13 protein-coding genes are annotated in these 13,825 nt (G+C 44.5%); 9 read left to right on the forward strand and 4 right to left on the reverse strand.

All coding sequences use genetic code 11. From position 1 onward, the window contains the following. Nucleotides 1-49 precede the first annotated feature (49 nt). Nucleotides 50-1,345 (reverse strand): phenylacetate--CoA ligase family protein, encoded by a 1,296-nt coding sequence (locus ABDK00_RS02570; protein ID WP_346237941.1) that lies wholly within the window; start codon nt 1,343-1,345, stop codon nt 50-52. Between the two features lie 179 nt (nt 1,346-1,524). Here ABDK00_RS02570 and ABDK00_RS02575 point away from each other — a divergent pair, with 179 nt between their 5' ends. From ABDK00_RS02575 to ABDK00_RS02585, 3 genes are all read left to right on the forward strand, one after another. Beyond that, on the forward strand, nt 1,525-2,973 hold the full coding sequence (locus ABDK00_RS02575; protein ID WP_346237942.1) for a circularly permuted type 2 ATP-grasp protein: 1,449 nt from the start codon (nt 1,525-1,527) through the stop codon (nt 2,971-2,973). Between the two features lie 87 nt (nt 2,974-3,060). Beyond that, nucleotides 3,061-3,996 (forward strand): alpha-E domain-containing protein, encoded by a 936-nt coding sequence (locus ABDK00_RS02580; RefSeq protein ID WP_346237943.1) that lies wholly within the window; start codon nt 3,061-3,063, stop codon nt 3,994-3,996. Between the two features lie 41 nt (nt 3,997-4,037). Next, nucleotides 4,038-5,003 carry a transglutaminase family protein gene (locus tag ABDK00_RS02585; protein ID WP_346237944.1) on the forward strand — a complete coding sequence of 322 codons (966 nt, stop codon included), beginning with the start codon at nt 4,038-4,040 and terminating at the stop codon, nt 5,001-5,003. Nucleotides 5,004-5,024: 21 nt separating this feature from the next. Here ABDK00_RS02585 and ABDK00_RS02590 read toward each other — a convergent pair whose 3' ends face one another. After that, nucleotides 5,025-7,295 (reverse strand): hypothetical protein, encoded by a 2,271-nt coding sequence (locus ABDK00_RS02590; RefSeq protein WP_346237945.1) that lies wholly within the window; start codon nt 7,293-7,295, stop codon nt 5,025-5,027. 207 nt (nt 7,296-7,502) lie between these two features. Between ABDK00_RS02590 and ABDK00_RS02595 the strand changes: the two genes are divergently transcribed. Together ABDK00_RS02595 and ABDK00_RS02600 are read left to right on the forward strand one after the other, a co-directional pair. Beyond that, complete coding sequence (locus ABDK00_RS02595) at nt 7,503-8,177, forward strand: response regulator (protein WP_346237946.1); 675 nt, start codon at nt 7,503-7,505, stop codon at nt 8,175-8,177. 48 nt (nt 8,178-8,225) lie between these two features. Continuing rightward, nucleotides 8,226-9,272, forward strand: coding sequence for a sensor histidine kinase (locus ABDK00_RS02600; RefSeq protein WP_346237947.1), 1,047 nt, complete (start codon nt 8,226-8,228; stop codon nt 9,270-9,272). 33 nt (nt 9,273-9,305) lie between these two features. On the opposite strand, the gene ABDK00_RS02605 is transcribed toward ABDK00_RS02600, so the two are convergent. Together ABDK00_RS02605 and rlmN are read right to left on the reverse strand one after the other, a co-directional pair. Continuing rightward, nucleotides 9,306-9,746 carry a hypothetical protein gene (locus ABDK00_RS02605; RefSeq protein WP_346237948.1) on the reverse strand — a complete coding sequence of 147 codons (441 nt, stop codon included), beginning with the start codon at nt 9,744-9,746 and terminating at the stop codon, nt 9,306-9,308. A gap of 51 nt (nt 9,747-9,797) precedes the next feature. Continuing rightward, the gene (gene rlmN / locus ABDK00_RS02610; protein WP_346237949.1) at nt 9,798-10,838 is read right to left on the reverse strand and encodes a 23S rRNA (adenine(2503)-C(2))-methyltransferase RlmN; all 1,041 of its coding nucleotides are present in this window, start codon (nt 10,836-10,838) and stop codon (nt 9,798-9,800) included. Nucleotides 10,839-10,978: 140 nt separating this feature from the next. Here rlmN and ABDK00_RS02615 point away from each other — a divergent pair, with 140 nt between their 5' ends. The 4 genes from ABDK00_RS02615 (at nt 10,979) to ABDK00_RS02630 (ending at nt 13,800) form a co-directional block, all read left to right on the forward strand. Further along, on the forward strand, nt 10,979-11,434 hold the full coding sequence (locus tag ABDK00_RS02615) for a low molecular weight protein-tyrosine-phosphatase (RefSeq protein WP_346237950.1): 456 nt from the start codon (nt 10,979-10,981) through the stop codon (nt 11,432-11,434). Between the two features lie 35 nt (nt 11,435-11,469). Continuing rightward, complete coding sequence (hisS, locus tag ABDK00_RS02620) at nt 11,470-12,834, forward strand: histidine--tRNA ligase (protein ID WP_346237951.1); 1,365 nt, start codon at nt 11,470-11,472, stop codon at nt 12,832-12,834. A gap of 78 nt (nt 12,835-12,912) precedes the next feature. Next, nucleotides 12,913-13,464 carry an RNA polymerase sigma factor gene (locus tag ABDK00_RS02625; protein WP_346237952.1) on the forward strand — a complete coding sequence of 184 codons (552 nt, stop codon included), beginning with the start codon at nt 12,913-12,915 and terminating at the stop codon, nt 13,462-13,464. Between the two features lie 12 nt (nt 13,465-13,476). Then, nucleotides 13,477-13,800: a hypothetical protein gene (locus ABDK00_RS02630; RefSeq protein ID WP_346237953.1), complete on the forward strand. Its 324-nt coding sequence runs from the start codon at nt 13,477-13,479 to the stop codon at nt 13,798-13,800. Nucleotides 13,801-13,825: the final 25 nt, after the last annotated feature.

Genomic DNA, 13,825 nt, shown 5'->3' on the forward strand with positions numbered 1-13,825 from the left:
AGCGACATGGCATGCTAAAGTTTTGTAGCTGAAAAACTGCGGATTGATTTCATTTTCTTTTATCAACAAATTTTACGGGTTTTCTTACGCCATCGGGAAATTGCATTTGTTGCATGGCTTCGGCATCGGTATATTTTATATGCGGCGTGACGCGCAAACGCGCCTGCAGATAAGCTTTTATTTTATTCTGTGTTTCTTCCCTATTATTTTCCGCGACCACATAAAGCGTCACTTCATCGGTGCCAATTTCATTACTCGATACTTCGACGATATATTCTTTAATGGCCTCAATGCGATGAATAATTTCGAAAAGCGCCGGGGCAAACAACGTTGTCCCTTTGTATTTGATCATTTGTTTTTTACGGCCAATCACCGGTGAGAGGCGGAGTGTGTTGCGGCCGCAACTACAGGCTGTGGTATAGGCCTTGCAAATATCGCCGGTTTTATAGCGCAGCAGCGGCATGCCTTCCACGCCCAGCGTGGTAATGGTAACTTCTCCGGGTTCGCCTGCTGCAACGGGGCGTCCCTTATCGTCCAGCAGTTCGACAATCAATAGTTCGGGATTTAGATGGCCCCCGTTACCGGCTTCGCATTCCGTAAAAGCCGTTTGCATTTCAGTAGAAGCGTAGGTGGAGAATAATTGAAGGGCCCATTTATCTGTAATTCGTTTACCCAGAATGTTGAGTTCCAGGTTTTCGGTGCGTATGTTTTCGCCGATACAGATCGCCTTTTTTACGGAAGAGCGATTTACATCAATACCATTAGCTTCGGCGTACTGAATCAACTTTACAATAAACGACGGCACGGCAACAATCGCCGAAGGTTGCAGCCTTTCGATGGTTTCCCATTGAAGCGAAGGAACGCCGGGGCCCACCCTTACCACGCCGGCGCCGAGTTTTCTGATGCCGCTGTAATAGGCCATGCCTGCCATAAACTGCCTGTCGAGCGTAAGCATCAATTGATAAATGTCTTCCGAACTGCCGTTAGCGCATACGAAAGAACTGTATTCATTATAAGCGAGGCGCTGCAAATCGTTTTCGGTAAGTGCGATCGTAACCGGGCTGCCTACCGTTCCCGATGTTGCCGTATATTCTATGATCTTATTTTTCGGTACACACAAAAAATCTTTGTTGTATAATTGGAGCTGTTCTTTTTCGGTCGGAGGAATATGTTGAAGGTCTTCAATGGTGCGCACATTTTTGATGTCAATATGATGATCGGCAAACAGTTTTTTGTAGTAGGCGGAATGGGTATTCAAATAAGCCAACAGGTCAGCCAGTTTTTTTTCCTGATAGGATTTGATCTGCGCTGTTTTTTGAAAGGATATAGAAGGTAGTTCGTTCATGTGTCAAACGTACATAAAAAGCGGAATGGAAAATCAATAATTTGTGATTGATTATAGTAATTAGTCAATATATATAATCGAAAAAAATATGTTTGAGGGACGAAAGCAAGTCGGTCGGTATTTGGAAATGCTTTTATTTTTATATATATTTCATTTTTAAGTAAAATGTTTACCTGTTTATGATGCCACCAAAGATTATGGAATCTTATCACACGCAGGCTGATGTGTGGGATGAGCTAATGAGTGAAAAAGGTGTAAGGGAGAGCTATCACCATCTCGTGAAGACGATCGACACGTTACCGGCTGAAGAATTAGATAACAAGGATGAACTGGCGAAAAAACTGTTTATGACCCAGGGCATTACCTTCACGGTTTATAGCGACAATGAGGGCGTTGAAAAAATATTTCCGTTTGATATTATCCCGCGTATTATTGAAGCCAGGGAGTGGGCGATTATCGAGGCAGGGATTAGTCAGCGTTTGAAAGCGCTGAATATCTTTTTGAAAGACATCTATCATCAACAATTTATTATAAAGGATGGCATTATCCCGGCCAAGCTTATTTACTCATGTCCGCTTTTTTTGAGAGAAATGATCAACGTGGACGTGCCGTTTGATATCTATTCTCATATATCTGGAATCGACCTGATCCGCGACGCTGACGGAAGTTTTTACGTGCTGGAGGATAATTTACGCACGCCCTCCGGTGTATCTTATATGCTTGAAAACAGGAGTATTACTTTTCGCATTTTTCCTGATCTTATTCCCCGCAATAATGTGAGAAGGGTGATCGAATATCCTTCGCTGCTCCTTCAAAATTTAATGGGCCTCGCCAACCGGCAAACCAGCAATCCAACCGTAGTATTGCTTACGCCGGGCGTTTATAATTCTGCCTATTTTGAACACACTACTCTGGCGCGGTTGATGGGTATTGAACTCGTTGAAGGACGAGATTTGGTAGTGGAAAATCATCACGTGTATATGAAAACCACACGCGGCCTTCAAAAAGTGGATGTTATTTATCGCCGCGTGGATGACGATTTTATCGATCCGCTTACGTTTCGACCCGATAGCGTATTGGGCGTGCCTGGTATTTACTGGGCTTATCGAAAGGGAAATGTAGCCATCGTCAACGCGATGGGAAATGGGGTGGCAGATGACAAAGCCGTTTATTCTTATGTTCCGGAAATGATTCGTTATTATCTGAACGAAGAACCCATTCTGAAAAATGTGCCGACTTATGAACTCAATGTTCCGGAAAACCGATCAATGGTTTTTGCGAACATGGATAAGATGGTCGTTAAAAAAACCAACGAGTCGGGCGGGTATGGCATGTTGATGGGCAATAAGGCCACACCCGAGGAAATGGAGGCCTATAAGAAAGCCATTTTAGAAGACCCGCGCAATTTTATTGCGCAACCTATCATCAACCTGTCTTCTTCCCCCTGTTATATCAATGGCAAATTGCAACCACGCCGCGTAGACCTGCGGCCGTTTGCGCTTTACGGGCCGGAGGGTATTAAAATTGTGCCGGGCGGGCTGACAAGGGTGGCGCTGCGCGAGGGGTCGCTGGTGGTAAACTCATCGCAGGGCGGCGGTAGCAAAGACACCTGGGTTTTGGGCTCGTGATATTGCCAGGTCAGGAAGACAGCCTGTATTATAAATGGCAGGTTACCAGACATTGAATTTTTGGATTGAATTTTTAATTACTTGTATATGTTAAGTCGTGTTGCCGAGTCTGTGTTTTGGCTGGCGCGTTATATGGAACGCACCAATGGATTATTAAGGGTGTTGCGAACGAACTACGTGGCGTCGCAAGATGAAATGAAAGAATATAACTGGAGATCGGTGTTACAAACCTATGGATATTTGAACCCGGCGCAAATTGCGAAGATAGAATACGACTCAAGAGCCGTATTGCAATATGTGCTGCTCGACAGGAATAATGATGCGTCGCTTATCAACAATATTACCCGGGCGAGGGAAAATGCCAAAGCCGTTCAGGATCATATTACTAAAGAAATGTGGCATAATTTAAATGCCTACTATCTTTTGATCCGCGAGCCACAAATTGAACAAACCGTAAAATATGGAGATCCGTTAACCGCGCTTGATGCACTTTTAAAACATGGCCTGTTTTTATACGGAACCATTACCATGACAATGACGCGCGGGGAAGCCTATAATTTTTTAAACGTGGGACAATATCTTGAGCGGGCGATTATTTCAACCGACGTTACAGATATTAAATTAAAAGAAGTGGGTTACGACCTTAAGCACGAGGCCATGTTACCTTCTCTCCGCTACCTGCTTTTTTCGCTTTCCGGTTACGAAACCTATCTGAAATCTTCAAAGGGCGTTGTAGAATGCGAGTCTATCATGAAGCAGGTATTATATAATCAGGATTTCGTGCATTCCATTTTGTATTGCATGGAACATATCGATCGTTATTTTAAAAGGCTGCATCTCCAAAGTATTTCTGAAAGCTACCAGCCGGTTCAGTTTTTAATCGGAAAGGGGCTTAGTAATCTCAAATACAGCAGCTGCAACCTGAAAGACGGAGCAAGCATCAAATCGCTGCTGGTGCAAACCAGGAAGGATTTGCAGCAAATATCCAGGGCTTTAAACACGAATTATTTTGGCTACACTTAAGGCCTGCAGAAGTAAGCCATTTTTCACAAAAAACTATCTCAATGCCATCATTCAACATCAAACATATTACGCGCTATACCTATAGCAGCCCCGCCGTGGAATGCACCAACCAAATCATGCTGTACCCATTGCAGGATGCCGCTCAAAGTGTGGCTGATCACAAAATCACTATTACTAAAGATCCGCTCATCGAAACCTTTATAGATTATTTTGGCAATCGGCTGGGCATGTTTTCAATTGTGGAGCCGCATACCGAATTGCTCATCACCTCGGAAGCTGATGTGGTAACCCGGGAAGTCGTGATGCCAAAAGAAAAACTGGCAGTGGCCGATCAATGGCGCTTACTTGCTTCGCTGCGCGAACAGTTTCCTTATATCGATTTTATTCAGCAGGAAGCTTTTGAACGGGCGGAAGAACTAAAAGCATTTATTGGAGGCATTTTCAGTGATCAAAAAACTCCTTTTCAAAATGCGCTGACTTTCTCTGAATATATTTTCAAAAATTTCGAATACAAAAAAGGAATCACCAGCGTGGAAACCAGGATTGATGATATTTGGGAATTAAAGGCTGGCGTTTGCCAGGATTTCGCGCATATCCTGCTGTTGATTTTACGACGCATTGGCATTCCAGCGCGGTATGTGAGCGGATATATCTGCCCGAAAAATAATGAGTTTCGCGGAGTCGGCGCCACGCACGCGTGGGTGGAGGCTTATTTGCCCGATTATGGCTGGATCGGCTTAGACCCAACCAACAACTGCATTGCAAGCGACCGCCATATCAGGCTGGCCGTGGGCAGAAATTTTTCAGATGTGACGCCGGTAAAAGGAACCTATAAAGGCTCCTCAGCCCACGTGCTGGAAGTGAGTGTTTCGATCGATAACAAAGCGGCGCCTGTCATCGAAGAAGAACAGCCGCAGCCTGCTTTTAGCTACACTGCAGGTCAGAAGGCGCAGCCGGTTACTTCTAACTCCTACCGTTTTTATATGGAGCAGATGCAGCAACAATAGCGTGTCAAAGCTGGCTGACTATCAAACATCAGTTTCGCCGGTTTCTTTCTTATAAGCTTTGATAAAAATCGCTCCCAGGTTTTTGTAAGGTGGAATATAATCTTCAAATCCGGCAACATTGGCGCGCGATTTAAATTCTTTCCAAAAAGGAATCCAGTCGATATCTGAACCGGTTCTTAATTTTTCCGTCAGCAGATGGAAAAATGGCTTGTTGATCGCTGTCCGTCCAATTTGCTTCGAAGCAATAATATGCGCGTCTTCAGATTTTCTCAAAATAGAATCGATGAGATTAAAGCCGCCACAAGACCCCATGAAAACAATTTTTGACGTCGGCGCCATGTAGCCAATCGTGGCTTCTGCATAGTAGCTGTGCCCACGGTGAATCGTAACAGTTGGATGCAAATTGTTTTCATCGAGATAAGCGTTTAGCGCCTGCTGTGCTTTATCGTCCAATCCTTTGTTTTCGTCTAACGGACGGTTGGCATAAATGGAAACCGGTTTTCCCTTTACCGATTTAATTACGACCCATTGTTTATTGCTGCCGTCGATCTTCCAGTTGCCGCCGCCAAACATATTTAAAAACCCATTGAAAATATTTCTGCCGTCCTGGTCGCCGTAGAAAAAAACCTGGGAAATGACTTCGCCATTTTCGTTTGTCAGCGACGAAATGGGCACGTTATAAACCGGCGGAATTTGTAACTGGCTGGTTAGGTCGATATGGCTGGCTGTGTCGGCGGAAAGAAAAAGATTGTAAAGGATATCATAAATGGCAATGCCCTTTTTATTATTGTTGAGCTTGTTCCGGTCAAGATTCTCTTTAACATTAACAAGCATATCCTTAGCAAGCTCGGGAAGCGTTTCGGCCACGCTGGCGTACGAATCCGCGACGTCAACACCATCTTCCAAACCGTCTGTTTTTTCAAGGCCGGTAACAAAGGACTTCATCAGGTCATGCGCATCTGTATTATTAGAAAAACTGCCCAGGAAATGTTTCAACGTGTTGTAAGCCGCCGCCTGGCTGATAAATTTCCGGTAATGATCAAAGTGTAACTTTTTCAAAAGTTCATCGCCTTTGCCGTCGGCCTTGCGCATCATTAAAGGATAAACACCATTGGTATAGCTGCTCGTGTAAATAAGGCCATTGGTGAGCACCGCGACATAATATAGCTCTTCCGCGTTCAGCGGTTGCAGGCAGCGAAAGCGGATGCCATCCGGCCTTTCATGCAGCCCGTTGATCTTAGCTACAAAATCATCCTTTGCCTTTTGCTCCAGCTTTTTCAACAAACTTGTATGCCCCATGGCAGTGTCGCCGTTCATAGCGCGCTCGGTATATTCGATCTGCGTTTGAACCAGGAGGCGGAAATATTTGACCGGGTCGTTTTTCGCGGCGTCAATATCTTCCATTGTTATCTTCCCTTTTACAATATTATCTAAGAAAGGAAAATAGAATTGGCCGCTTTTATTCGGATTCCGCGCCATTGCCACAATAGCCACGATCAACGGGTCGTCATTAATATTTTGAATGCGATAGCTCAACTTATTATTAGCCTGCGCATAGTCATATAAAAGGTAAGGGTATTTGTGTCCCACGGCTCTGATCAGGCTGTCGGCAACTGCTGCTTCCGGATATAGCTTCAGGGCCGCAAAAGTTTTTTCAGGATAGCGGCCGGCTAATTTTAAGAGCATCAAATCGCGCACTTCTTTCGCATCGCTGTGGTCTTTAAAAAAGTCGGGCTGCAACGCCGTATTGGCAATATCATAAGAAAGTGGCCTTAAAATATTAATAATCGGCTTTTGCTGCGTATTGGCGATCATCAATTGTTTGTAGGTCGCAATAATTTGGGGTAAATACTGAATGGCAGACTGGCTGCTGCGACTATAAGTTTTTACATATCTTAAAATCTGGGCCAACCCATCAAGATAATTCGTTTTGAGGCGATGGTCGATCGAGTCGTTGGTCTCGATTTCATATTGAAGCCAATCTACCCTTTTGGTGGCCGCATCAGTAAGCGCTGCGTTTAGTTTTTCATCGGATGATATATTTAGCTGTTTGTCGGCTTTGCCATCGATCGCCAGCAGCGACCGTTGGTCCTTGTCGACCTTTTCCTGCATCATTTGCCGGTTGATGGCCACCGTATAGGCCGGGATCGTGTCTACAAAAACCTTTACGGGCTCTTCTTTCTTTTTTCTTTTTTTTCTAAATAACTGCGCGTTGGCATCTGCGGAAAGGAAAAGTAAAATCGCCAAAAAAGGAATCAGCCGGTTGAAATGCGTATGCGATAAAATTTTCATGTGATAACAGGATATAATCAAAAATCTCAAATCAATTTACGCAAAAACTGAGCAATAATTGAGCCGGTTTGTGAGGGAAGCGGCGTCATAAAGCCCCTCAGATATGGAACGATAATATTAAATTTACATTAAGTATGCGCCCAGGCGAGCGTTCGAATGCCTTTATAAAACAAATTACCGTTACGTTTGCTTTAAATTATTATTAAAATGGAAAAGGGGCACAAAATTCTGATTGCAGATGACGAGCCGGACATTTTGGAAATTCTCTCCTATAATCTTGAAAAAGAGGGATATACCGTTTATACTGCCAAAGATGGCGACGAAGCAATTGAAAAAGCGTACCAAACCAAGCCTAATTTGATAATATTGGATATGATGATGCCCAAAAAGACGGGTGTCCAGGTTTGCCAGGTGCTGCGGGGGCAAACCGCTTTCCGGGAAACGCTGATCATGTTTTTAACCGCCTTGAATGATGAAGTGACGCAGGTGAGAGGATTAGAAACAGGAGCCGACGATTATGTAAGCAAGCCCGTCAGTCCTAAAGTGTTATTGAGCCGGGTGGCCGCTTTGCTGCGCCGCGTGCAAAAAGACAACTCCAAAGCTGTAAAAATCGGCAATATCAATATCGATCCGGAAAAGTTTTTAGTGCAGGTATCAGACAAAGAGATCGTATTGGCAAAGAAAGAATTTGAATTATTATACCTTTTGGCTTTGAAGCCGGGACGTGTTTTTTTAAGAAATGAAATCCTGAATGCGATTTGGGGCAACGATGTGATTGTCGGCGACCGCACCATCGATGTACATATCCGAAAAATAAGACAGAAATTAGATATGGATTGTATTACGACCGTGAAGGGTGTCGGATATAAATTTGAGCTTTAAAGCCGTTTTGCGCTCGCTTGCAAATGGCGCCGGTGAATTTTGAACGATATGAATCCTAAAAACCTATCCCCTAAACAGCTTTCCTTTTATACGGCGTTAGCCTTGGCCGCTCCGGTAACCGTGTTGCTTTATATTGTTGATCAACGTTGGGTGTTCAGCCTGATTGCTTTTGCGGTGTTGCTAATCGGCGGTTATTTCCTGATTTCTTTTGTGCTCGATAATTTTATTTATCGTAAAATAAAGCTTATTTACAAGTTTATTTATCAAACCAAAGCCACCAAAAGAGAAGAAACATATTATAAATACATTTTGCCCAAAAAAAGTATCGGCGAAGTGACCGAAGACGTAGAAGCCTGGGCGCAGGAAAATCAAAAACAGATGGAGCAGCTGCGGGCCAACGAACAGTTTCGCCGCGAGTTTCTTCAAAACCTGTCTCACGAGTTTAAAACCCCCATTTTCACGATCCAGAGCTATGTCGATACCTTGCTTCAGGACGAGCCGGAAAGCCCCGAGCTGCGCAGGAAGTTTTTAGAAAAAACATCGAGGAATGTAGAAAGGCTGACTGCTTTATTAAATGATCTGGACGAAATATCGAGCCTCGAGCGCGGTGAGATCGTTTTGGTGAAGACAAATTTTGTGGTGCAGGATCTTTTAAAAGACACTTTTGAAAGCATTTCCATCAAGGCAGAATCCAAAAACATTAGTTTTAGCATCAAAAAAGGGTATGAGACCTCGATTTCGGTAAATGCTGATAAAGAAAAAATACGGCAGGTGGTGTTGAACCTTTTTGAAAATGCCATCAAATATGGAAAACATAATGGTATCATCAAAGCGGGAATTTATCGCACGGATGACAAAAGGATTTTAATAGAAATCAGCGACGACGGCGTCGGCATCGAAGAAAAAAGCCTGCCGCGTATTTTCGAACGATTTTACCGCACCGATATCGGCCGGAGCATGGATGCCACGGGCAGCGGACTGGGACTGGCGATTAGCAAACACATTATTGAAGCGCACGGTCAAACTATTCACATTAGAAGTACGCAGGATGTAGGCACAACAGTGGGCTTTACGCTCAGGGCGAAGAAAGATTAGCGTTTGACCTTCAGACCTGCCTTGTATCCATATCTAATTAACCCGTGTAAAAGCCGTTCCACAACCTTCAATACAAACTACAGGATACGGCCCGAAGGATAGTTGATTGCCATTTTCTCTGAGATAATAACGATACTCAATGGTAGTATGATCTGGCTTTGAAAAAATAATGACCGAGTCAGGCCGGGTCGACTGTGGATTGAATACCTTCAGCTCATAGGAAACGACCGGCTGCTCATCAAAGTAATCGCCACAAACCGTCCCATCACTGTTAAGCTGAAGTAATTTCTTACTTCCTCTGTTATTAATTATAGGGCCGCCGGTACTATAATAACTCGAGCTGTGCCGCCACACGCCCCTAATGTCATTTCCGGAAAAGTCGTGAGCTTTGGTTTCACAAGGAATAGCAATCTTTTTAGTACAGGAACTGCTCATCAGGAGCAAGCCTGCTGTCCATAATAAAATGTTTTTCATTCTTATAGAGACGATTGTGCCGTAGAAAACGCAACACGCTTATCGACGTTATCAGCCTTTATTGGCCAACTGTCCGCAGGCCGCGTCGATGTCTTTTCCACGGCTGCGGCGTAGCCGCACATTTACCCTGTTTTTTTCCAGGTAGCGCATAAAGGCTTCAACTTTTTCTTCCGAAGGTTTTGTAAACTGTGCAAATTCGATCGGGTTGTATTCAATTAAATTGATCAGGTCGGCAGGCACCTGGCGGTACACTTTGATCAGCTCGTCAGCATCTTCGATCGAATCGTTGAAGTTGTTGAACAGGATATATTCAAAAGTGATTTCGTTTTTGGTTTGCTTGTAAAAATAGTTGAGCGCTTCGATCAGCGACTTAATATTATTGCTGTCGTTGATGGGCATGATCTCGTGGCGCTTGCGGTCATTCGCTGCGTGGAGTGATAAAGCGAGTTTGAATTTAACTTTATCATCGCCCAATTGCCTGATCTGCTTGGCAACACCCGCCGTCGACACGGTAATCCTCCGTGGACTCATCCCCAAACCCTCCGGCGAGGTAATTCTTTCTATCGCTTTCAAAACGTTTTTATAGTTAAGCAGCGGTTCGCCCATGCCCATAAACACGATATTCGTCAGTTTCTTATCATACACTTCCAGCGACTGCTGATTGATCAGCGCTACTTCATCGAAAATTTCGTCAAAGTTTAGGTTGCGTTTGCGTTCTATATATCCCGTTGCGCAAAATTTGCAACTGAGGCTGCATCCAATCTGCGAGCTCACACAAGCGGTTTTACGATCGTCGGTAGGTATTAAAACACCCTCAGTCAAATGGCCTTCGTGAGTTTTAAATCTTGATTTTACGGTTCCGTCTTCAGAGTGTTGCGTGGTATCGATTTTGATGGAAGGAAACAGGAAGTGCTGCGCCAGTTTCTCACGTAAACCCTTGCTGATATTGGTCATATCGTCAAAATCCTGCACCGGTTTCAGCCAAAGCCATTCATAAACCTGCTTTGCCCTGAATTTTTTTTCACCAATAGATAAAAAGTAGTTTTCAAGCTCTTCGAGTGTCAGATGCCTGATATTCTGTTTTCCTGCCATGCTGCAAAGATATCCCTGTATTTCTTATTTTCTGATTTAATCCTGTTCCACCGCAGTCGATGGGTTCCCATCCCCGCGTTTAACCATTGATCCGGGATCGATCGGCAAAGCACAAAAGTCTAATTCCTATCTTTGCGCCCATGAATATTTTGATGGTATGCCTGGGAAATATCTGCCGTAGCCCACTGGCAGAGGGCATTTTGCAACATAAAGCAAAGGAGGCCGGATTGGACTGGAAAATTGATAGCGCCGGTACAAATGGTTACCATGTGGGCGAAGCGCCGCACCAGCTATCGCAAAAAGTAGCCAAGGCAAAAGGCCTGGATATCAGCAACCAATGTGCCCGCCGTTTTAGGGCAGCTGATTTTGACGCTTACGACAAAATTTATGCAATGGCCGCGGACGTAATCGATGAAATGAAATGGATCGCCAAAGGCAAGTATGATGAAGGGAAGGTCGATCTGCTGATGAACGAAATCTACCCCGGAAAGGACATGGATGTGCCCGATCCCTGGTATGGCCCCGAACCGGGCTACCACGAAGTCTATGATATGATCGAGACGGCGGCCGATGCCATTATAAAAAAATATAAATAAGCTAATGGCGTAAGCCAGGCATGATGAATTGAAAAATGAAACCGACAATACCACAAGGAACCCGTGATTTTGGTGCAGCCACCGTGCGCAAGCGCCAATATATTTTTAATACCATAAGAACTGTTTTCGAGCTTTATGGATTTCAGCCGCTGGAAACGCCGGCGATGGAAAACCTGGATACGCTGATGGGAAAATATGGAGAAGAAGGAGATAGGCTCATTTTTAAAATATTGAATAATGGCCTCGATAACGAGGCGAAATTGGAAAAAACGCGGCAGGGGTTTGAAAAAATCCTGGAAGGAAAATCCAGTAAAGAGGTGACCGAAAGAGCATTACGCTATGATCTTACCATTCCTTTTGCGCGCTACGTGGCGATGCATCATCAACAACTGCCGATGCCTTTCAAGCGCTATCAGATGCAGCCGGTTTGGCGCGCCGATCGGCCGCAGAAGGGCCGCTACCGCGAGTTTTATCAGTGTGATGCCGATGTGGTGGGCAGCAAATCTTTGTTGAATGAGCTGGAACTGATTAATATTTATGCGACCGTTTTTCAAAAGCTGAATATTGATATTGATTTAAGAATCAACAACCGTAAAGTGCTGGCAGCATTGGCTGACATTTGCGGTGGCGCAGAAAAGCTTACTGATATTACCATCGCCATTGATAAGTTGGATAAGATCGGTATTGAAAAGGTAAAGGAAGAATTGTTAAACCGGGAACTGACGGAAAAACAGGTGCAAACCATCGAGTCTTTTCTCTCCATAACCGGCAGCAACCAGGAAAAATTAGAACAACTTAAAAATATTTTTGCCGGCAGCGCAACCGGCTTAGAAGGAGTTGCAGAACTGGAGTATTTGATTACCCATTCGCTATCTGCTGCTCATCACGCACCGGTAATTGATCTCACCCTCGCTCGTGGCCTTAACTATTACACGGGGACTATTTTTGAAATAAAAGCGCTGGGCGTGCAAATCGGCAGCATCGGCGGCGGCGGCCGCTACGACGATCTCACCGGATTGTTTGGGGTGCCCGGCATTCCCGGCGTGGGTATTTCTTTTGGCGTAGACCGCATTTATGATGTTATGAATGAATTGGGCCTTTTTCCGAAAGAAGTGGCCGCGGGAACGCAACTTTTATTTTTCAATCTCGGCGAAGCCGAAGTGTCAAAGGCGCTCGAACTGGCTGAATCGTTGCGGGGCGAGGGAATCGCATGCGAAGTGTATCACGAAAACAGCAAGTTTGATAAACAATTTAAATATGCCGAGAAAAAGGAAATTCCTTTTGTCGGCATTTTAGGAAGCAAGGAACTGGAGCAGGGGCTGGTAAATATAAAAAATCTGCAAACCGGCGTGCAGCAACAGGTGGCTTTTGCAGCGCTTGCCAGCTATTTGACAGCGTAGCCGTGACCGCTGCAAAATTTTTAGAGTAATTTTCTTCAACATCCGTTTACTAAAATGATGGCGGATGCGATAACTATAATGGCTGATGACAAAAAGCAAAATATCGTCGATACGGTAGCAAACTACAGTAAGCGGCTTTTTGGTTTTATCCGCGGAAAAGTAAACACCGATGCGGATGCGGAAGATATTTTGCAGGACGTCTGGTATCAGTTTACCAACACTTCTGCCACGCAAACCATCGAAGAAGTGAGCGGCTGGTTATTTGCCGTAGCGCGTAACAAAATCACCGACCGTTACCGGAAAAAGAAACCCGATCTTATTGACGATTATCAATATGAGACGGAGGATGGAGAGCTGCATTTCAAAGATATTTTACTGGCGATCTCCGATAACCCGGAGATGGAAGATTTCAAAGAAATTTTTTGGGAATCGCTGTTTGATGCGCTCGAAGAGTTGCCGGTTGCGCAGCGGGAAGCTTTTATCCTGAATGAGCTTGAGGATATGACCCTGCAGGAGATCGCAGACAAAAGCGGCGAAAGCATTAAAACGGTCATCAGCCGTAAGCGCTATGCCGTGCAGCATCTGCGCAAGCGCCTCCGCTATTTGTACAATGAATTAATTAATTTTTAAAAGATATTTTTTATGAACAGGAGAAAGTGTGAGCGGCCACCTAAATTTGTCATTGCGCTTTTTGCAATTGCCGCCTTGTTTTTGTTTAGTGGAATAGTGATGTTGCTGTGGAACGCCATCCTGCCGGAAGTGCTGAATGCAAAAGCTTTGACCTACTGGCAGGCGATGGGAATCTTAGTACTGAGCAAAATTTTATTCAGCGGGTTTGGCGGATCAAAGGGCCGCAGGCGGTTTCGGTCGCCCGGCGATTTACGCGAAAAATTTAAAAGTATGAGCGAAGAAGAAAGAGCCCGGTTTAAAGAAGAATGGAAACAACGCTGCCGAGGCCGGTTTTAAATTAGCATCCACGCTTCCTTAAACG

Origin of the sequence: Niabella insulisoli (assembly GCF_039652435.2) — a bacterium.
GTDB lineage: Bacteria > Bacteroidota > Bacteroidia > Chitinophagales > Chitinophagaceae > Niabella > Niabella insulamsoli.